At 45.1% G+C, this 21971-nt stretch carries 13 protein-coding genes; 11 read left to right on the forward strand and 2 right to left on the reverse strand.

The features are described from left to right. Positions 1-104: 104 nt before the first annotated feature. A complete protein-coding gene (locus ACSQ8P_RS13185; protein ID WP_436235604.1) occupies positions 105-2012 on the forward strand; it encodes a hypothetical protein in 1908 nt (635 codons plus the stop codon). A gap of 37 nt (positions 2013-2049) precedes the next feature. Here ACSQ8P_RS13185 and ACSQ8P_RS13190 read toward each other — a convergent pair whose 3' ends face one another. Then, positions 2050-2865 carry an AraC family transcriptional regulator gene (locus ACSQ8P_RS13190; RefSeq protein ID WP_436239517.1) on the reverse strand — a complete coding sequence of 272 codons (816 nt, stop codon included), beginning with the start codon at positions 2863-2865 and terminating at the stop codon, positions 2050-2052. Between the two features lie 194 nt (positions 2866-3059). On the opposite strand from ACSQ8P_RS13190, the gene ACSQ8P_RS13195 reads away from it, so the two are divergent. From ACSQ8P_RS13195 to ACSQ8P_RS13205, 3 genes are all read left to right on the forward strand, one after another. Further along, entirely contained in the window at positions 3060-3884 is an 825-nt protein-coding gene (locus ACSQ8P_RS13195) for a phytanoyl-CoA dioxygenase family protein (protein ID WP_436235605.1), read from the forward strand. A gap of 145 nt (positions 3885-4029) precedes the next feature. After that, entirely contained in the window at positions 4030-4740 is a 711-nt protein-coding gene (locus ACSQ8P_RS13200) for a YebC/PmpR family DNA-binding transcriptional regulator (protein ID WP_436235606.1), read from the forward strand. A gap of 402 nt (positions 4741-5142) precedes the next feature. After that, on the forward strand, positions 5143-9432 hold the full coding sequence (locus ACSQ8P_RS13205; RefSeq protein ID WP_436235607.1) for a S8 family serine peptidase: 4290 nt from the start codon (positions 5143-5145) through the stop codon (positions 9430-9432). A gap of 10 nt (positions 9433-9442) precedes the next feature. Here the strand turns inward: ACSQ8P_RS13205 and ACSQ8P_RS13210 are convergent, their stop codons facing one another. Then, positions 9443-10678, reverse strand: coding sequence for a helix-turn-helix domain-containing protein (locus ACSQ8P_RS13210; RefSeq protein WP_436235608.1), 1236 nt, complete (start codon positions 10676-10678; stop codon positions 9443-9445). Between the two features lie 246 nt (positions 10679-10924). Between ACSQ8P_RS13210 and ACSQ8P_RS13215 the strand changes: the two genes are divergently transcribed. From ACSQ8P_RS13215 to ACSQ8P_RS13245, 7 genes are all read left to right on the forward strand, one after another. Further along, a complete protein-coding gene (locus ACSQ8P_RS13215; RefSeq protein ID WP_436235609.1) occupies positions 10925-12637 on the forward strand; it encodes an extracellular solute-binding protein in 1713 nt (570 codons plus the stop codon). Positions 12638-12761: 124 nt separating this feature from the next. Further along, positions 12762-14534, forward strand: coding sequence for a sensor histidine kinase (locus ACSQ8P_RS13220; protein WP_436235610.1), 1773 nt, complete (start codon positions 12762-12764; stop codon positions 14532-14534). Between the two features lie 33 nt (positions 14535-14567). Next, complete coding sequence (locus tag ACSQ8P_RS13225; protein WP_436235611.1) at positions 14568-16238, forward strand: response regulator transcription factor; 1671 nt, start codon at positions 14568-14570, stop codon at positions 16236-16238. A 132-nt stretch (positions 16239-16370) separates the two neighbouring features. After that, entirely contained in the window at positions 16371-17261 is an 891-nt protein-coding gene (locus tag ACSQ8P_RS13230) for an ABC transporter permease (protein WP_436239518.1), read from the forward strand. 20 nt (positions 17262-17281) lie between these two features. Further along, a complete protein-coding gene (locus tag ACSQ8P_RS13235) occupies positions 17282-18166 on the forward strand; it encodes a carbohydrate ABC transporter permease (protein ID WP_436235612.1) in 885 nt (294 codons plus the stop codon). Positions 18167-18213: 47 nt separating this feature from the next. Further along, positions 18214-20676, forward strand: a complete 2463-nt coding sequence (locus ACSQ8P_RS13240; RefSeq protein ID WP_436235613.1) for a hypothetical protein — start codon at positions 18214-18216, stop codon at positions 20674-20676. 23 nt (positions 20677-20699) lie between these two features. After that, complete coding sequence (locus tag ACSQ8P_RS13245) at positions 20700-21689, forward strand: SGNH/GDSL hydrolase family protein (protein ID WP_436235614.1); 990 nt, start codon at positions 20700-20702, stop codon at positions 21687-21689. Positions 21690-21971 lie beyond the last annotated feature (282 nt).

The following is a 21971-nucleotide window of genomic DNA, read 5'->3' on the forward strand; positions in this document are numbered from 1 at the left end:
TTATTGCAAGGACTACTCCAGCTATCCGGCAGATAGTCCCACAAGTTGTCATAGAAGCAATCCTATCGAAGTAAGGTTATATAAAACGAGTAGGGGGCGGAAGGATGCGTTGGCACTTAGGCGAAAGAGCAGAAATAGTCTGGGACATTCATCTCGGAGACCTTGCCCACCAGGATCATGTAGAAATGAGTGGGAAAGAGGTTTCCCTGATCGTAACTTACGGCATAGATGTAGAGGGGGGCGTTATTTTAAAACGCAAAGTAGTTTGGCCTGGTTTGCGAACGATTCCGAATGATACGCACGCGAGTTTAATCGAGGTGTTCGGACATGAGCTATTACCGACTATGCGTGTAGAGGGTCAACCTGTTCAAGAAAAATTGGTTAGAATTACGTTCGACGGGATGCTGCAATTGGTTTCTGTATCCGATCAAGGGGTTCTGGTACGCAGAACTGTATTTCCTGCGCGGGATAACCCGCATGTGTTAGAACGCGTAGAGGTTCAGAATATGACCGAGGGTTCGCTGCGGCTTGAGATAGAGGAGATTGCATCAACAACATATCGCAGAGGTACGAAGGGGATCTATATAGTGGAAGCGGGACATGATGCACCGGCATCCGTGATCCTCGAGGCAGGTGAATCGTTGGTTTACATGGGGTGGATTTGCGCATCAACGTTATATGCGACCAAAGAAATAGTGGATATTGAAATCGAGGAGAAGAAGCGGCGGGAATTTTTGCAGGACATCGGATCGTCCTTGCAGCTTGAAACGCCAGAGCCCCACTTAAATCGCATGTTTAATATGGCCAAAATCCGCGCGGCGGAGAGCGTTTTTCGCACCAAGAGTGGTTTGATGCATTGCCCAGGAGGCGGATCTTATTACGCTGCGGTTTGGACCAATGATCAAGCGGAATATGCGGGGCCGTTTTTTCCTTTTTTAGGAGAGAAAGATGCGATGGAGGCTTCCTTGAATGCCTATCGACTTTACATGCCGTTCATGGGACCTGACTTCCATCCCATCCCATCCTCTATCATCGCAGAAGGTGTGGATATCTGGGAAGGGGCTGGAGATCGCGGCGATGCTGCGATGTATGCCTATGGTGCTGCGCGTTTCGCGCTGGCGAGCGGCAGCCGGAGCATAGCCGAGCAGCTGTGGCCTGCTATCGAATGGTGTTTGGCATTTTGCTGGCGGAAACGAACCAAAGATGGCGTTATCGCATCGGACTCGGACGAACTTGAGAATCGGTTTCCTAGCGGTGACGCCAATCTTTTCACATCTTCGCTCGCATATGGGGCCTTGCTTTCCGCGGCACAGCTAGCACGAGAATTGGCAAAAGGGGATACCGCTTATCGTTTAGAGGAAGAAGCCGTTACCCTTCGGCAAGCAATTGAATCCCATTTTGGTGCAACCATCGAGGGGTATGAGACTTATCGATACTACGAAGGAAATGACATTCTGCGTTCTTGGATCTGCGTGCCGTTGACAATGAATATCTTGGATCGTAAGGAACAGACCATCGCAGCATTGTTGTCATCCCGATTGTGGGTAAACGGCGGACTCGTCACGCAGGCGGGAGAAGCCACGTACTGGGATCGATCAACCTTGTATGCACTGCGAGGTATTCTCTATGCAGGTGAAACTGAGCTAGGGATTTCGCGACTCCTCGAATATTCCCGTAACAGATTGCTTGGCGATCATGTGCCTTACGCCGTCGAGGCTTTTCCTGAAGGTAATCAAAGACATCTTTCTGCAGAGAGTGCGCTATACGCTCGAGTAATCCTTGAGGGTTTATTCGGAATTATCCCCACGGGTCTTGACTCTTTTACATGTTGTCCGCGATTACCAATGGGGTGGGAAAGTATGGCGCTTCGATCCATAAGAGCATTTGATTCTTGCTTCGATCTAGTCATTTCACGATGTGGCGATGGGGTAATGATACAATGTAGAACTCCTGAGAAGACAGAAACTTATTTATGGAATCAGGATTGCCCGATTACGATCAAGATAAGGTAAGTTGCATGGATGCCCTAGTCAGACAAGTCAGTTTTGTCTAGATTAGGGTATTTGTCTTGTAGGAACGACGTAATGAGCTTGGGGACAGGCCGTACTTCCGCTTAAACAATTTGGAAAAATGAAACTCATCATAAAACTGCAAGTTAGCTGCAATTTCTTTTACCGATAAGGTTGTCGTTTCAAGTGACACTTTGGCCGACTCTAACTTAAGCTTCAGCATATAATCACTTGGAGATAGTCCTGTTATGTCGCGAAATCGTGTGTAAAAGGTCGTTCGTGCTAACCCGCTCAGTTGAACAAGTTCTTCAACACGAATGGCTTGGTCTAGATGTTTGTGGATATATAGGATGATCTTGTTCAGCTTTTTGTGCTGAGGCATTGTCGCAACAGATTGTTCTTTGGAGAAGAGGAGTAAGATTTCCTGCAGCAAAATGTTAGTGGCATATGGGCAGCCTAACGGTTGTTCGATCAGCGTTTCAATGAGACGTTCGCATTTTTGTAAGGCCTCACCGATTTTACCAGATGAAACGACTACACATAGGGGTAGCTGAAGAAATCGGGGCATCGCAAGAGAATTGAAATCAATAAAATAAAACTTCCAATCATTATTGTGACATCGATACGAAGTAGTAACACCCTCCTGAACAATAAAATAAGTGCCAGCGTGCAGTTCGTATGAGGCATTATCTTGTGTTAGCATTCCTTTGCCTTCATAGGTAATAAATACGCCGGGGACATCGAAGCCATTGTTCTTGGTAACGTGATAGGTATCATTCGCCTGTACTTTCCAAATGGAGCCCAATTGACAGGAAGGGACTTCTGAATGATCAGGTAAGCCATACGGGATGTTCATAAAGGACACAAATTATACACCACCTGGAATTGTTCCATCATACATGTAAAAAACGGTTTTTTCATAAAATTGATTATAATTATGTACAATTATACATGTATTACATACAGCAATCCATGGCTGATTTCGCGCGTTTCCCTTACAGTTAAATCATAGGACACCTATCACACGGTTAAAGAGGAGTGGATGTACACATGATGGTCAAAGTAGGAAATCGCGAATTAGAGCTGAATGGAGAGCATTTAACGGAACTTAGAAGCTCGAATGATATTTTCCATGATATTGGAGCCTTACGTGAGCGGATGGCAGAAGACGGATACTTACTCATTCGAGGATTTCATAATCGGGACAAGGTGCTGGACGCTCGCACGAGTATTTTGGAGAAAATGTCCCAAATGGGTAAGCTCAATCGGGACACCCAGCTCGAAGATGGTGTCATGGCAGATGGCAGCAAAACCATTTTCATGGGGGGGACCAATGACGACTTGCCTGCTCTGCTGAACGTGTTAAATGGCGAGCACATCATGCGGTTTTTCGATGAATTCCTAGGTGATCCTTCACTAACCTATCACTACAAATGGCTTCGCGCAGTTGGCAAAGGGGATTTCACTGGGGCGCACTACGATATTGTGTATATGGGCAGAGGCACGCAGAACGTGTATACGGTGTGGTCGCCACTTGGGGACGTATCCTATGAGATGGGCGGTCTGGCTATTTGTCTGGGTTCACATCGATTTGAGAAATTGAAGCAATCCTACGGTTCGAAAGATTCGGATCGGGATGGGGTCGGACATTACACGGATGATCCGCTCATCATCACGGAGAAGTTCGGAGGTAAGTGGGCGACGACAGAATTTAAAGCAGGGGATGTACTCATATTCGGCATGTTCCTGCTGCATTGTTCACTTGAAAATACAACAAATCAGTATCGAATCAGCGTTGATGCGAGGTATCAATCGGTAAACGAGAAGGTAGACGAAAGATGGAGCGGTAAAAAGCCGAAGGGTCACTTCAAATAAAAATCATTAAAAATCTTCCCTACACCGTTCAAATTTTGTTATTATCTATTATGACTAGATCATCAGGGCCTATGGAAACATTTTAATTTAACGTGAAAATAGGTTATGATAGGGAATGAAATCATAATAGAAAGTGGGATCCATAGTGGGACGTAAGTGGAATAACATAAAAGAGAAGAAAGCTTCAAATGATGCAAGTACAAGTCGCGTGTACGCGAAGTTCGGCCTTGAAATTTATGTAGCAGCTCGTAAAGGTGAGCCAGACCCGGAATCGAACCGTGCGTTGAAAGTCGTTCTTGAACGTGCCAAAACGTATAACGTACCGAAAGCGATCATTGATCGTGCTATCAATAAAGCCAAAGGCAGCTCCGATGAAATCTATGAAGAGCTTCGTTATGAAGGCTTTGGACCGAATGGTTCCATGGTTATTGTGGACACGCTAACGAATAACGTAAACCGTACCGCGTCAAGCGTGCGTGCCGCATTTAGTAAAAATGGCGGTAACATGGGGGTAACGGGTTCAGTTGCTTACATGTTCGATGCGACAGCGGCTATTGGTATTGAAGATAAAAGCATCGACGAGGTTATGGAGATTCTGATGGAAGCGGACGTAAATGTTCGTGATCTTCTTGAAGAAGAAGACATGGTCATGGTGTATGCGGAGCCTGAGGAGTTCCACGCCGTTCAAGAGGCGCTCAAGAAGGCTGGCATCACGGATTTCGCAGTTGCTGAATTGACGATGATTGCGCAGAATAACGTCTCTTTATCAGAGGATGCACAAGTCCAGTTTGATAAAATGATTGATGCGCTGGAAGATTTAGAAGATGTACAGCAAGTGTATCACAACGTGGAATAGGCATAGTTGGAAATGGTGGTGCGAGATCTAGTCTCGCACCGCTTTTTATTATGCCATGGATTCGGCCAACAGGAAGCGTTCAGAGGTAATTTTTGGTAGTAAGGAGTCCGAAGTCAATGAGCTTCAATAGTTGATGGAAAAAGCATAAAGTTTCTGACAACATAAATAGGAAAAATGTTCCATTCTAAAATAAATCAAACGCTTGCGCCTCTAGCATTTAGGGGCGCATTTTTTTGTGTTTTATGGTAATTGCGCAAGGATTGCCTACCAAATTCAAGCTTAATATGCGGAAAAACAGCCCGAATTCCCCCCATTTACGACTTTTTGATGGGCATGTAGAATGACTCTATTAGAATTATTCCTATTAATAATCGAGAGTTTTAAACAGTGAGGAGAGAAATTATGCGTATAAGTAAATGGAACCAAATGACGGTAAAAGTTTTAGCTGGTTTATTAGTCGTATCATCATTTCTTCCCTATCAAGCATTTGCTAATAGTTCTACTCCACATACGGAGAGTCTATTAAAAAATCTATCCATTGAGCAAAAGAAAGCGCTAACCGAAATTCAAGTTGGACGTCCTGTCATTTCTCCAGAAATAAACCTGAAGAGTGCTGCGATGACGAACGTCATCATTGAATTTAAGCAGGGACCTGCTAAGGTAGAAGTGATTAAGCAAGCGGCGGAGGGGATTCATATCTCACCTTCAGCCGCGCAAGCTAATGCAGCGGAAGATCATGACGTATTTAATAAATTTGTGCAGAAAAAGCAAGGCAAGTCGCCATCTATACCTGGAATTAATCCGTTAGTGATTAGTGAAAGTAAATTTCAAATTACAAGAGAATATCACCATGCTTTTAACGGTGTAGCGATGACCCTGCCAGGTTCTGAAATTGAATCGTTACTGCAATCAGGCGTCGTAAATCGAATATGGAAAGATAACATCGTTAAGCTTGATCCTAGGGAAGCAGCCTTATCATCTGCTCAAATTGAAGCGCTGATCGATCAACAAACCGATGAGAATCGTATACCTTTAGATGGAATTGACGATCTTCACGGCAAAGGTATTAAAGGGACAGGGATCAAAGTTGGCGTCCTTGATACTGGGGTTGACTATAACCATCCTGACTTAAAGGATGTGTATAAAGGGTATAAGGCTCAACCGAATGTTGATCCGAAGTCAGTCGATCCAACAACGGTTAAGGGTTGGGACTTCATTGATAATGATGCTGATCCAATGGAAACGACATACAAGGATTGGGAAGATGCTGGAAAACCTGAAGGAGCCACTTACTTCACTTCACATGGAACCCATGTATCGGGTACCATAGCGGGCCAAGGTAGCAATAACGTTGCTTCCCCTGCTTTAGGCGTAGCGCCTGAAGTTGATCTTTATGCTTATCGTGTATTAGGTCCATATGGAAGTGGAGCTGAGAGCGGCATTCTTGCAGCCATAGATAAATCTGTTAAAGATGGGATGCAAGTCATTAATTTATCCTTGGGAGCTACCTACAATGACCCGTTAGCACCTGAATCCACTGCTATTAATAACGCAACGCTCTCTGGCGTAGTTTGCCTTGTTGCTGCTGGAAATTCTGGGCCTAATGAGAGAACGGTAACCGTACCTGGCGTAGCTGCGCTTGGGATTACAGTTGGAGCAAGCAATTTCTCCATGTCCATTCCAACCGTAACTGCGACTGTCTATACGACCGTTGCTACACAACTTCCGGAAATGAAGCTGCTAGCCAAAAACTTTACGGATAACCTTGAAGATTTAACAGGACAGACATTCCCGATCGAATTCGCGGGATTAGGTACGAGTTATGACTTTGAAGGCAAAGACTTTACGGGAAAGGTTGCTCTCATTCAACGAGGCGAAAATGGCTTGGACGAGAAAGTCGTGAATGCGAGAGCGGCCGGAGCGAAAGCGGTTCTCATTTTCAACAATGTTGATGGAGAAATTCCGCATTATACGGGTCAAGGTCCTAAATTTATCCCATCTTTCCGGTTAACCAAAGCCGAAGGGGAGTCCTTATTAGGGTTGGATACACTGCCTACAATTACGTTTGGTCATGTTAGCAGTACGGCAACTGATGGCAATCAATTAGCTGATTTTAGTGGAAGAGGACCGGTCAATACGAATTACGACATTAAACCGGACGTAATTGGACCAGGTGTTGCTGTTTACTCCAGCTACCCAGAGTATATCAATAGTCCAGAAGATGGGATCGATTATTCGTCTGCCTATGCTCGTATATCTGGAACCTCCATGGCTACGCCGCATATGGTAGGTATTGCCGCACTCATTTTGCAACAAAATCCTAACTTTACGCCGTTTGATGTGAAGGCTGCATTGATGAATACCGCAGATGCGCTGAATGGAACCTATTCCGTATATGAAGTGGGTGCTGGATTAGTTGATGTTGTTGAAGCCGTATATGCAACTACATCAATTAAAGTAATAGATAAGACGCTAAACGTAAACAATGAGGGCGAATTAGTCGAAATTGAAGATCCAACGGGCTCCATATTTTTTGGAAACCACGCGAAAGTTGCGAATAAAGATGTAATAGAGAGCAGTCGTCTGCGCATTCAAAACAGGAGCGTTGAGAATAAACAATTTACGTTCTCAGTTGAGTATCTGCCGGCTAAGCCTGGTGTACCCAACGCTGCAGCAAATGGTGTTACGGTAACTGTGCCAGACACGGTGAATGTGACAGCTGGTCAGCTGGTTGATCTTACTGCTAGCATTCAGGTGCCGTTTCATGCGGCATTAGGCAGATATGAAGGATATATGAACATAGTTAGTGCAAACTCAACACAATCAGTAGAGAAATATCGAATTCCTTTCGCTGTTCGTGTCGTTGAGCCAGGAATTGAATATATACAATTAAGTAATCAGGCCATTATGACGGATTTTCCTGAGATCATGCATCCTTTCCAAGAAGACCCAATAAAAATATTGTTCTTTAAATTAAATAGTGCTATTCAAACCATCGATGTGCTCATTTCGGATAAAAACGGAAAAGTGTTGGGAAGTGCTAATGGTGGTACGGTTAATGCAGTTGATGCGCCGTTAGACCAAGATATATATATCTACCCCGTTGGCGGATGGGTGTATCCATTAATAGGAGATCCTTCTCATCCAACCAGTAGTCCTGACGCTGTCAACTTACCTGAAGGTGCGTACACAATCAAGATGATTGCCACGGAAGCGGATGGTCACACATTTACAAAAGAACAAGCATTTGTTGTTGATAATACATTGCCTGAACTCAAATTCCTTGATTATGCGCCAGGGGTTTATGAAGTTAGTGATGATATGTATACAGTTGAAGAGATAGATGGTAAAAGCCATCGTGCGCTTTGGGTGCATGCCAACGTACATGACTCGGCGATTGACGCCCTAGCATCGTCTAATATCACGCAATCCGCTAATCATTTGTACTATTATGAAAATCAAAACGTTTTTCCTGACGGAGAATTCCCTATTCAGGCGAACGGGAATGTGAAGTTCGGGGTGACGCCTGAGGATATTCAAGATCATCCATTAACGATGAATGTATTCCCAATTGATATGGCTACAAACGCTCGACTTGTTAGAGATTTCCGTCACTACGGATTTATTAAAGCAGGCTCAGCATATGTCGTACCACAGTATAACAAGAAAAAAGTTTATCTAGGTGACGAGATTACGATGACCTTAAACTTAAATAATGTTCAAAAACTAATCTCAGGTAATTATACAGTGGATTTCTATAAGCACTTTAAATTTGTAGATGTAAAGGTAAATCCTGCTTTTCAAAAAATGGCTGACAACAAAGGTATGAAGGTAAAACTGGATAAGGCTGTTGTAACGGACCACGATGTGTACGAAACAAAACAGATGGTGAAAGTTGGAGCAACCATTTCGGGCAACAATTTCCATGGGTTTGATGGAGACAGTGCCTTCCTTGATGTCACGTTTAAATTAGTGGATGATAAGTGGTTTGGGATCATAAAAGATAGTATGAATATCGAACAAAATATCGAAGAGTTTTTCTACATGAAAGATGGAGAAACTGTACAAACAATTGCACCGGTGTTTAATCAAATCCATGGATTTGATATTATTCCGAAACACTCAACAATTTCATCGGTAACTTGGGTTGAGGCTTTCCTAGATGAGAATGGTTACTTGGATTGGACGAAGGATTTAAGTGGAATTGGCTCTAAAGTGTTTGCGAAATCGGTGGATGGCAAAACGTATCAGGGATCTGTCGATCCAAGCGGCGTATTTTACATTGATAATCTCCCTGTCACGAAACAAGCTTATGAGGTCATTGTAGAGGTCCCAGGGCATTTGAAAAGTAAATTTACGGTGCAGTTGAGTAAAACGGATGAAGGCGAGCTGATCGGGACAAATCCAATGCTCGCCCAATTACAACCGATCAGCTACGCTGGAGATGTGAATGGTGATGGCATGATCGACATTGAAGATCTTAAGAAAGTCGCCAACGCTTATGGAAAATCATCCAAGAAAGAGGACTTAAATCAAGATGGCATCGTGGACGAGAAAGAAGTTCGGTTCATTGAGAAGAACTTCCTGAAGATGGATCCTGATGCGAAAGGTAAGAGTAAACCGAATGAGAAAGACGGGAAAAAGGATTTGTTGTATTACTTGAATGAATTAGGTTTTGAGCCCATCAACTAGCTTACAGGCGTCATTTCATTTTATACATCATCACATCGCTCGCAATCTCCAAAGCTTTATCAGATTGATTCGTCTTTAAGTAGTAGGTAAACAATTCTTTCTCCGAGCTTTGGATCAGATACGTATTCCCAGACTCCCGAAACTTGGGCAAGGCAACATCATTTAAATAGGTATGGTATTCGTGTTCCTTTTGTTGTGTAAGGAGAAGTAGGAGATTCAGAAGATGCATATAGAAGATTTCCTTCAGCTTTTTGGCTAGGGCCAGTCCATCCTTGGTGATTTGCACTAATTCATTATGGGGCAATAGGTTCCCATGAATACAACTTCGAATATATCCCTCCAAAGAAAGCAGGTATGCGCCTGTTTTCTTTTCTTTTAATTGCATGGATTGCTGATAGTACTTACTTGCAAGTTCAAAGTTTTCTCTTCTCAGGTATTCATATGCCAAATTATGAAGTACTCTTGCTTTACGAGCAGGCGCTTGACAGATGTCACAGCTTTGAATCAGCTTCTCGAAACGTCTTATGTTTTCTTTGAAGTCACGGCTCTTCTCATCTTTCACTTGAATCAGCATCAGCATCTCGGCATCGATGATTCTTAAGAAGCTATTGATGCCTTTGAAAAAAGTGAGTGACTTCTCAGCGTAGAAGTAAGCCATTACAGGCGACTGAATGGCATGATAGGCTGAGGCTAAATGATAATAATACTCGGGATTATTGTAATCCTCATGCACGATGGCCGTTAACGTATCTATGGCTTTTAAGTACTCCTGTTTCGCCAAATAGTACATCCCCATGACATGCTTGAATAAATTACTTTCATAAGGGGGCAGTTGCTGAACGTCCTTTTGGTAGAGCTTAATAACCTTATAGGCTTTATCAGCTTGGTTGTGCATCAGATAGTAGCGGGCCTTTAGCAAGTTGTAAAGTGGTTGGTAGTCTGAGAGTTGGATAAGCGGTTCCTGTTCTAGTTCTTCATACGACACAGCCATTTCCTCAAATAGCTGCTCAATAATAACGTCATGCCAATGATGAAGACGTGTTCTTATATTTTTAAGCCGAATGGCTTCTAGTGAAATATCGATTTGAAGGCGTTTGGATAGAAATGTAATGATTTCAGGTGAATATTCGGTGGAACCGCGCTCTATTTTACTGATATGTGTGTCAGAGCAAATACCGCGCCCCAGCTGCTCTTGTGTTAATTGGGATTTCTCTCGATAGAATTTAATAATTTTACCTTCATACATACTAAATTCCCCCAAGTTTCGTCGAAAGTGATTACGAACTCATTGTACAACAAAATAGGTGTAGAGGCACATTCAGCGCGTTAGAAGAAATTGCCATCCCCTGAATCATCATTTATCCTAAAGAGATACAAAGAGTGTAATAAAAGGCAAGGTTCGCAAGAATGTCCCGTTTCGAGCCATGCTCGAGTGATTCTATAATGAAAACGTATCCAGTTGGAATAATAGGCGAACGAGGGGGAAATGGCCATGAAGCAAGGGAGAAAATACGGGGCGGTTTCGATAGGCTCTATTATGTTATTATCAGTTGTCGCAAGTGCATGCAGCAATTCGACGGATCAGCCAGAGGCGTCCAAATCCGCAACTGCAGCAGCATCGGCTAGTCCGGTAGCTGCTCAAACGGCAGCAGTGCGTGTAGACCCGTTGGCGAAATATGATCCGTCAATTGAAGTGACGACGGTGCGATCGGTGGACGCAACCTTCAAATATGCAGCTGGCGATTCGATCGACAGCAATATCTGGACCAAAATTTTCGAGCAAGACTACGGGATTAAAGTGAAAAATTCGTGGTCTGTGGATTCAACGCAGTACCATCAGAAGCTGAATGTTTCTATCGCATCGGGCGATATCCCGGATTTCCTTGAGGTGAATAAAGAGGAAATGAAGCGTTTGGCGGATGCGGGCCAATTAGAGGATTTAACGAAAATATGGGAACAAAATAGCTCGCCTTTTTTAAAGAGTATGTTGAATCAAGATGGTGGAATTGGACTTAAGGCGGCCACAATTGACGGCAAATTGCTGGGTATTCCTCACACGTACAGCAATGGCGGTGTCAGCACAGCGGAGATGATCTACGTACGAACGGATTGGTTGCAGAAGCTGAATTTGCAAGAACCCAAAACGATGGATGATGTTATTAAAATCGCAACCGCATTTGCCAAACAAGATCCAGACGGAAATGGGAAAAACGATACGATTGGACTTGCGGTGAATAAAGATTTCTGGGATTACGGACACGGTTCACTTCGTGGATTCTTTAACGGCTATCATGGTTATACGGATATTTTCGTGAAGAATGCATCAGGTAAGCTGGTGTATGGTTTTGTTCAAAAGGAATTAAAGGCACCTTTAAAGAAGCTCCAAGAGCTGTATAAGGATGGTGTGCTCGATAAAGAATTCGGCGTTAAGCCGCCAGCTAAAATCCAAGAAGATGTAGCAGCAGGGCGTGTTGGGCTTGCCTACGGATTAGTGTCAGATGGTGGGTATATCCAGAAGGAAAATCATACGAAGGATCCGAAAGCACAATGGAAAGTATATCCGATTGTTTCTGCCGATAGCCAGCCAGCTATACCGCAGCTTTATGATACGGCAAGTACCTTTTATGTAGTTAAAAAAGGAGCAAAGCATCCTGAGGCAGCGATCAAGCTGGCCAATATTTATGTAAACCGTTTCTACGAGAAATCGTATACACCAGATCCGAATCCGTTTATTTCGGATTCCAAAACAGGTATTTTCCCAGCTAAATACGCGCCAGTGACGATGGATGCGCTCAATACGAATTTAGAAGCTTACCATCTTGTGCAAGACGCGCTGAAGACGGGGGATGGCAGTAAACTTGGTTTCCCGGCCAATATTCATTTTGATCGTATGACGAAGTTTAAAGCTGGTGATGATTCCATGTGGTTTAGCAATATCGTGATGGGCGATGGCGGCAGCTATAGTGTTATCGATCAATATAACAAAGCGAAGATCGGACAATATAATCTATTCCTAGCGCCAGCAACACCGACTATGGCTGAGAAGCTGCCGACATTGAAGAAGAAAGTAGCGGAAACGTTCACCAAAATCATTATGGGCGATTCTTCAATCGATGAGTTCGACAAATTTGCTGAAGAGTTCCAAAAACTCGGAGGCGATAAGATCGAGCAAGAAGTAAACGATTGGTACGCGAAGAACAAATAGGATGAGGTTGAACTGCCCCGAAAGTAGAGGAATCTACTGGCGGGGTAGTTTGTCGCTCATATATCCAATCAGGTCAATCTTTTGTATAGTGAGTTAAAGGACGTTTGGGTGAGGAGTTATGCGGATGGCAGGGAGACAACGACGATTCTCAATACTTGGCAAATTAATAGTGACTTTTCTCATCGTGCTTTCACCCATGTATGTGATTGGAACTCGCATTAATGAGTGGGGGGCAGAACTCGTTCGTGGCGAAATTTCGAAATCACTTGAGTCGCAAATCCAGTTCTATCGCTCTTCACTCGAAAATGAAATTGACAGAATGGGACGTATTCAACGGCAATACATGAATGATGAAGATTTGGAAGCGCTGAGTGTGACTGCCGATAGTTTAACGGAATATCAGAAGCTTGTTATTTTGAAAAGGTTTCAGCAACGCCTCGTCTTACTGAAGGAATCGAGTATGTATATTGAACGGGCGAGTGTGTTCATTCCGCCTATTAATAAAATTATTACCTCCTCCGAATTAGCCGACAGCTTGCCTAGAGAGCGGCTCGATCAATTAAAACGAGATTCCAGCTCACGCACAGGGTTATTTTATCGCGATGGCGATCATCTTTACCTGCGTGAATATTATCCCAATAATCAGTTGGTGGAAGGGCGCGACCCGATGTTCGTTCTCGAACTGGAGCTTTCTATGCCAGCCATGCAATCGTATTTAGCGCAGATTAACAATTATGATCAGGGCGGAGCAGCGATCGTTAAAGCAGATTGGGATATCGTCCATACACAAAATAAAGAGGCCTACACCATCATTAGTCAGACGATTCGCGGGCATATGTCCGCATTGCAAGACAAATCCTCGCAGAAAGCGCAAGCAACCAATGAGCTTATCAAAATCGGAAATCAGCGACTTCTTACGGTTTCCACGTATTCACCGTCATTGGATCTGACGTTGGTTGCCTATGTCCCGGAAAAAGCTGTTATGGGGCCACTTGATCATTATCAGGTATATTTATATCTCATCTCATTATGCGCGCTCATTGTCATCATCTTGTTCTCCATCTATGTGTATCGCATCATTCATCGCCCGCTCAGCAGGCTTGTCCGAGCCTTCCGCAAGGTGGAATCTGGTGATCTGCAAGTCGAGCTAACGTATAAAAGCAGTGATGAATTTCATTATTTATATGCTCAGTTCAACAACATGGTCGCTCATTTGAAGAAACTGATCTTCGAAATTTACGAGCAGAAAATCCGTACTCAGCAATCCGAGCTGAAGCAGCTGCAGTCGCAGATAAATCCGCATTTTTTATATAACAGCTTCTATCTATTATATCGCATGACGAAAGCGCAAGATTTCGAGAACTCGACCCGATTCACCAAATATCTCGGCGATTATTTCCAGTACATGACGCGAAATGGCAGTGAAGAGGTCCCATTGGAGCGGGAGTTAAGCCATGTTCGCGCATTTGCTGAGATTCAAACCATCCGGTATATGAACCGGATTTCATTTGAGATGCAGCCTCTGCCAGAGGTATGCAAGCAAATTGTTGTTCCACGGCTTATCTTACAGCCGATCGTGGAGAATGCGTATCATCATGGGTTTGATCAGGATCATCATGAGCGTCATCTGCGGATTTCGACCACATGCCATGAGGACGATGAGGGTGAGATGCTCGTTATCATCCAAGTAGAGGACAATGGAAAAGGGATGACCGACGAGGAACTGCGAGATTTTCAGGCCAAAACGCAAGAGGGGCAGGCAACGGAAGAAGTAACGGGGATGTTGAATGTGCACCGACGCTTGCAATTAAGGTTTGGCGAGAAGGCGGGCATACGAATTCAACAACGGGATGAAGGTGGTCTAATGGTATCGGTCGTCATTCCATTCGTCGGATAAGGGAAATCAATTTGTAAAAAGAGGAGTGATGTCATGCTGACAATGATGATCGTGGATGACGAGCCACTGGCCGTTCACTATTTGACAGAAACTTTGCTCGAGCTGGAGGACATGGATTTCGAAATGGTGAAAGCCCACTCCGGCAAGGAAGCGATAGAGAAGATGGAAGCGGGAAAAGTGGACGTTCTGCTCACGGATATTCGGATGCCGGGGATGAGTGGGATGGAGCTTGCCGATTATACGCGTAAAAGGTGGCCGCGCTGCCGCATTATTTTCTTGACGGGCTTTGATGATTTTGCGTACGCTCAGACAGCCATTCGCAATGGGGGTATCGATTTCGTCCTCAAAACAGAGGGCGATGAGGCGATCATTCAAGCGGTACAGAAGGCGACGCAGGATATCGCGCTCGAGATCAACCGTGAAGAGATTCTGAAGCGCTCCCGAGAGCAGCTGCACGCAGCATTGCCAACGATACGCCGCGATTACTTGCGGCAGCTCGTTCAAGGCGAGTCAGAATCGCTCGCCGTCAGGGCTAGACGGTTCGAGGAGCTTGCCATCGGGCTGCATGCAGGGAGTCCTGTGCTCCTCGTCATCGGTCGTTTGGATGAATGGGGGTCCTTCGCCGCACCATCGGATCAATCGCTCCTGTTCTATTCCGTTCACAACATAGCGGAAGAATATTTAAATGGCTCACTTAAGATGATAGCGCTTCCCTATGATCGCAATCGATTTATTTGGCTTGTGCAACCAACCAAGCCTACCGAAGCGCAAGAGGAGCAAGAACAAGCGATTCGTACGCTCTCTGGCGGCGTAGAGCTGGTTCAGGCGGCTTGTCGGCGGCATCTGAAGGTGCCAGTTTCTTTCATGCTTGCTTCTAGTTTCTGCACCTGGGAGGCGATGATGCAGCGGATTGAGGCCTTGAAGCTGCAGTTGGCCTATGGCATCGGGAAAGGCCATGAGATGCTGTTGACCGAGCAACGCATGGAAGACAAAGAAGAATTGCGCTCTAGCAAGCAATTCTATGAAGAGCAGGATTTGCGTATTCATTTGCACAAGATGGATCTGCTGGAGACCTATTTGGATAACGGTGAAAAAGAAGGCTGTGAGCACCTGTTTGGTGAGGTCGTTAAGGCAATCAAATTGATATCGCACAACGATTCGGGAGAGGCGCTCGCCTATGAGGCGTTCTCGCATCTTGCTGCTTTTCTTTTAACGTATATCAATAAGCGTCATTTGATCGCACAGCTCGGTGAAGCGTTCCGAATGGAGGAGCTTCTGAATCCTTTTCAGCACAACAGTACGGTGGATGCTGTTCAATTTCTGGCGGGCATCGCGCTGTCGCTGGCGGACTATAACGGGCTGAAAAAGGCGGAGAGAACGACGGATATGATCGGCCAGATTCATCATTATGTGCATGCGTTTCTACAAGAAGAGCTCTCGTTAACGCGCCTAGCGGAGCTGGTATATTTGAGCCCGCCATACCTCTCTCGGATGTATAAACAAACAACAGGGCAAGGTCTGCTTGATTATATTACGGATGTGCGCATTCAGCGGGCAAAGACCCTATTAATGACGACTGAGCACAAAATCCATGAGATCGCAGCGATGGTTGGATTGGAGTCTGCGCCTTATTTTACACGGCTATTTAAGAAGATTACGGGTCTTACACCACAGGTGTATCGCGACTCTCGATTAACTGGTTAATATAAGGCAAGAGCCGCAATAATGTCCCGTATCGGTGGCATGTTCGTTAATTTTATAATGAAGACATGGAAGAGGTTGGCGATAATCCAGCTTCTTTTTTTCATCCGGTAAGGGGGAGAACATGTGAACAGAATGAAATGGAAAGCGCAAATGCCCCTGCATTTGATGCTCATTCCCGGATTGATTGCCATCCTTATTTTTCAGTATTATCCGATGGCCGGCATTGTTATTGCGTTCCAGAAATACATGCCAACACAGGGGCTTTTTCATTCCAAATGGATTGGGCTGGATAACTTTCGATATGTGATGGAGTTGCCAGATTTCTATCGCGTGCTTTGGAATACGATCTATATTGCCCTCATGAAAATTATTGTAGGTCTGATCGTGCCGATTCTCATTGCCATTTTGCTGAATGAGATTCGAAAGAATGCGGTAAAACGTATTGTTCAAACGCTGGTTTATCTGCCGCATTTCCTTTCATGGGTCATTCTAAGCGGGATCTTATTGGATGTCCTTTCGCCAAAAGAAGGGATCGTCAATGCGGGGCTCCGAGCCTTGGGGATGCAGTCGATTTTCTTCTTGGGAGACAATCAGTGGTTTCCGTTCACGTTAGTACTGACGAATGAGTGGAAGGAATTCGGTTTCAGCACGATTGTGTATTTGGCAGCGATCCTCGGCATTAACCCAGCGCTGTATGAGGCGGCGACGATGGATGGCGCGAATCGGTGGAAGCAAACGCTGCACATTACCTTGCCCGGCATGGCACCGATCATCGTCCTGCTGGCGACACTCAGTATTGGAAATGTGCTGAACGCGGGGTTCGAGCAGGTATTCAATTTGTACAGCCCTATTGTGTATGAAAGTGGAGATATCATCGACACCTTCGTGTATCGGATTGGGATGATCGATGCGCAATACGGGGTGGCGACAGCAGTCGGACTCTTTAAGTCACTCGTTTCATTTATCCTCATCGCACTTTCTTATACGATGGCGTATCGTTTTGCCAATTACCGCATTTTCTGAGCAGAAGGAGGGAATTCAGCATGATCAAGACGGCGTCTTGGGCGTATAAAGGGTTCACAATTGCGAACTATGTGTTTCTTGTTAGCTTATCTGTCCTTTGTATTCTGCCATTAATTCATTTGCTGGCGATGTCGCTCAGCTCCAATAATGCAGTTGCTACAGGTTCAGTCACTTTCTGGCCTGTCGAATTCACATGGAAATCGTATCAATTCATCATTGAAAAACCAGAGTTTATGACCTCTTTCATCATTTCGATCAAAAGAGTTGTGTTGGGTGTCATCGTAAATATGGTGTTGACCATTCTAGTCGCCTATCCACTGTCCAAGGAAGCAGCAAACTTCAAGGGTAGAACAGTGTACGTTTGGATATTCGTGTTCACCATGTTATTCAGTGGAGGGATTATCCCACTCTATATGACGATACGCTCGCTCGGCTTATTAGACACGATTTGGGCCTTGATTTTAACGCATGCTGTGCCTGTGTATAATGTTGTAATTTTGCTGAACTTTTTCCGGGCATTGCCCAAGGAATTGGAAGAAGCAGCCCTCATGGATGGCGCAGGGCAGTGGCGAATTCTGTGGAACATTTACTTGCCTTTGTCTACGCCATCCTTGGCCACACTTACGCTTTTCGCGACAGTTTCCCATTGGAATTCGTGGTTTGACGGTATTCTATTCATGAACTCGCCATCGCATTATCCACTACAAAGCTATTTATATACGGTGGTTGTTGGTCTGGACACACTGATCAAAAGCAATACAGATCTAGAGATGTTGGCGCTCATATCGGATCGTACCGCACGTGCCGCACAAATCTTTCTTGGAGCGCTGCCGATTCTCATCATTTACCCATTTTTACAAAGGTATTTCACAAAAGGAATTATTCTGGGCAGTGTGAAGGAATAGTGGCAGGGCTGGTAATTGTATAAATTGATTGTGAGGAGATGACAGATATGGCGATAGATCACGTTACGAAAAAAACACTTCAACGAGCCTCCTTGGAGATGAGTCTTAAACCGTTCAAAAGCTTGGATCCTTCTGCGATTGATGAAGTTTGCACAGAGGCGCTGCGCCAATGGCAGCCGCTGTTGGAAATGGCAGAGGAGGCTTCCATGCTGCTATGGGTTTCGGATGGCAGTGAAATCCTGACCTGGAAGGGGGAGCTGGATGTCCCTTTTGAATGGGCGAGATACATTGGGTTTGCGAATGAGGAAATGTTCGGTCATGTCACGAATAGCAAGGACCCTCATATTGCTCGTCTCTATACCAGTGAGCCTGTTACCTTCACTTATGGGGATCTGAAACGTGTAATTGATTCATTCAAGCGAATCGCTAAGGAGAAATTTGGTGTCGAGCTGGAGGTTGGTGCTACCTTCGATGCGGGACCAGAATTCGCTTATTCGGATTTTAAATATAAGGATCATCCAGAAATAAATCGAGCCGAGATCGGCGGTACGTACGTTTCGCTAAAAACACACTACACCGTCGTATGTAGTTGGTCCAAGATGAAGGCTGACTCCGTGAACTATGCGGCGTATCCAAATGGCATACCGGAGGATTTACCTTTTGGCGAATTTCTAGGAAAGCAGTGCGCTAGTTATTTACCTGCACTTGGGTTTGATTATATATGGTTCTCCAATGGATTTGCGATATCGTATTTTCCCTGGACCTATCTGGGTGCTAATTATGATGGGACGCAGCTAGCGATTGCGGATTACGAGGAAGTTACGACCAAGATGTTATCGTTTTGGGATGCGTTCAAGCTGGAGTGCCCAGATATTCGAACGGAAATACGAGGAACGAATTACGGGACTGGGATGGATCTCGCCAAAGATTATGTGCCCATGCAAGACCTGTATGACAAGGGATATCTGATGTATCCACCTCCGAACTCCCCTTGGGGAGCGTTGAATTACGATTTTGGACTCGAAATCACAGGTTACTTATCACGGATTGCCGAGCTTCCGAAGGAAACCTATATGTACCGTTTTTACGCGAATGATCCTTGGTTCTGGCAAAATCCTTGGTTCGACTATTATGATCGGGAGCCACACGATATTTATTGCCCGCTGGCAGCGGCAAGGGTGAATGCAGAGGGAAGTGTAGAACCGCCGGGCGTCGTTCAAATTCTAACGATTGATACAGAGTATGGGGAACTCCAAGCGGAAAGTGCAGCTGAAATTATTCCGCACATTCGCAAAGCGCTCAAAGATGCACCTGATCAGCTAGGTATTGTCACTTGGTTGTATCCATTTCGTGAGCTGCATAAAGTGCTGCAAGAGGATCGCCAGACGACAGGCCGTGTGTTCTTTCACGATTGGTTCATTCGTAATGCGATCAATGAAGGATTGCCGTTGAATACCGTGCTCGGGACGGATACCTTTCGAACAATGACTCCGGAGGCTAAGGAGAAGCTAAAAGGCACCGTGCTATTGATTTCGACAGCAGGATTAACGAAGGATTTGGTCGCTGAGATTGATGTGCTTGTAAGCCATGGCGGTCAGGTGCTGCTCTATGGGGATGTGCTGGAATCAACCGTATTGGAGATGCTGCAATTGCAGAGAGTGCAGCCTTTAGAAGGTGATTTTGAGCTGAGCATATCCCTTGCACAAGATGAGGTTGGGGAGAATGTATCAACACCAAAGCTTAGGCATCGTGCTGATATTGGGGATGGCGGGCTGAGCTTAACGCTCCGGGAGAACGCAGATTCGAGTACAACGGTACATGCCTTAGCTGTTCAAAATGGGGAGGAACGCGCCTATGCTGTAACACGATGTGACGCAGATTGGAACGGTGGAAGAATCGGTTGGTTGCACGGATCTTTACCATTCCAGCCAGCAGGTGTAACGCATCTGCCGATTCGGCAAGAGGCAGAATGGTATGATTCTTCGGTATTATTGCGATATATGCTGCAGCCATATGGTTATCATTTGGTACAGAAGAAGCAAACAACCGAGTCGCACTCGGCGCTAACTTTCATCTCGCGTCATGAGAACGCCTTCTGGTTCACGGGTTGTAAGCAGGATACGACAGTTCAATTGCAAGTAGGGCTGCCAGAGGGTGTGCCGTTATTTCCTGGACAATCGGTTCAGTTAGGGAGCGACACGGGACTATACGCATTAGACCGCACTTTCCATGAGGAATGCCGTATAGTGGTTTCGCAAAAGCAGAAATCGAGTGTGCTTTGCCGAGAAAATCAGGCGTTCCCAACTCGGAATCGTCAGCCTAGGCGGAATCTGACCGTTTGGAATTTGAAAGATGCCAATCTCACGTTATTTCCACCCGTTGAGGCTATTGCGGCGGGTATTGTAGAAGTTAGATTAAATGAGAAAGAGTTTCTCAATCTTACGGATGCTTGCCAAGTGGATCGAATTTATCTAGAGGGAATTACAGGTCGAATAGATTTACTTTGGTAAGTGTAAAAAGGGGAAGACGAGCAATGGAGCTACAAAGTCAACTAGGGGAAACGTTCGTTTTCCCCGGCATGGAGAAGCAAAAGATGCGTTATCGACCGCATTGCGGCGGTAGGCGTTTGGAGCTGAGGAGTCATCCGGATGCCATACACCCCGATAATCGGCGATTCCAGCTGGGGATTGACTACATGATCGATGGGGAAGATGGAACGATCTATCGGATGGCAACTGGTGCGATTCCGGATTGGCGAGACCATCCCTTGCATGGCCTGGAAAGATTTGATCATCGCGATTATGGGATGATTTCGAATGTGGCGTATACCGTGTATGCTGATTATGAATATGAGAAAGAGCAGGCTGTTGTTTCTGGCGTGGCAAATGCTGATGATGTTGACCACTGGCAACATCGATTGAAAGAGAAGCGTGCCATTTCACTCGTCGTGCTCGGTGACAGCATATCAATGGGCGCCGAGATTCCCAATGTGAACTTCACATTTGCTCACAGATTTGCAGAGCAATTACGCTCTCGATTTGCATCGTCAGAAGTTACGCTGACGATGAAAGCCGTAGGCGGCGAAACAAGCCGGCGCGGATTGCTTCGTCTGCAAGAGGATGTGATCGCTTGTCAACCAGATGTGGTGACGATTGGTTATGGTATGAATGATCAAAATTGGGATGTGGAAAGAGGGAATGACGTTCCACCACCTGAATTTGAACGACATATAGCGGCAATGATCGAACAGCTGAGGGCACAGACGGGCGCAGCTATCATCCTAATCACACCTTGCCAACCTAATCTACGGTGGCATTTCGCGAGTAAAAATGTAGCAGAATATGCAGACAGTTTGCGACGACTTGCCACACAGTATAAGGTTGCACTCGCGGACGCTCAGAAGCTATGGTTAGCAGAATTAGCTGCAGGCAAATCAAACGCGAGTTTATTGATGAATAACGTCAATCATCCGAATGAATACGGGCATTCGCTATACGCAAGGGCATTGGCGGAGTTACTTTGAGCAAGAATGGCACATTGCTAGCTTCCGATTTCCAAATAACTGGAAAACATCCATCTAATTTTGTCCATTTCAGCGTTCGAGATGGATTAACTGGAAAATGTACTGCTAATTACACCAAATTCACTCGAAATCGCCAAATTGCTAATAATTAGCTGTAGGTTATCCATCTATTGCCCATAATCGCCACAAAAGTAGTAAATTAGCTGTAGTTTTTACAGGTAATTTGTTGCACCTCAACCTTCCACTTCCGGAACCAATAAAGCCCCCAACCTGAAGCAATCG

The organism is Paenibacillus sp. LjRoot153 (assembly GCF_964253085.1).
GTDB lineage: Bacteria > Bacillota > Bacilli > Paenibacillales > NBRC-103111 > Paenibacillus_E.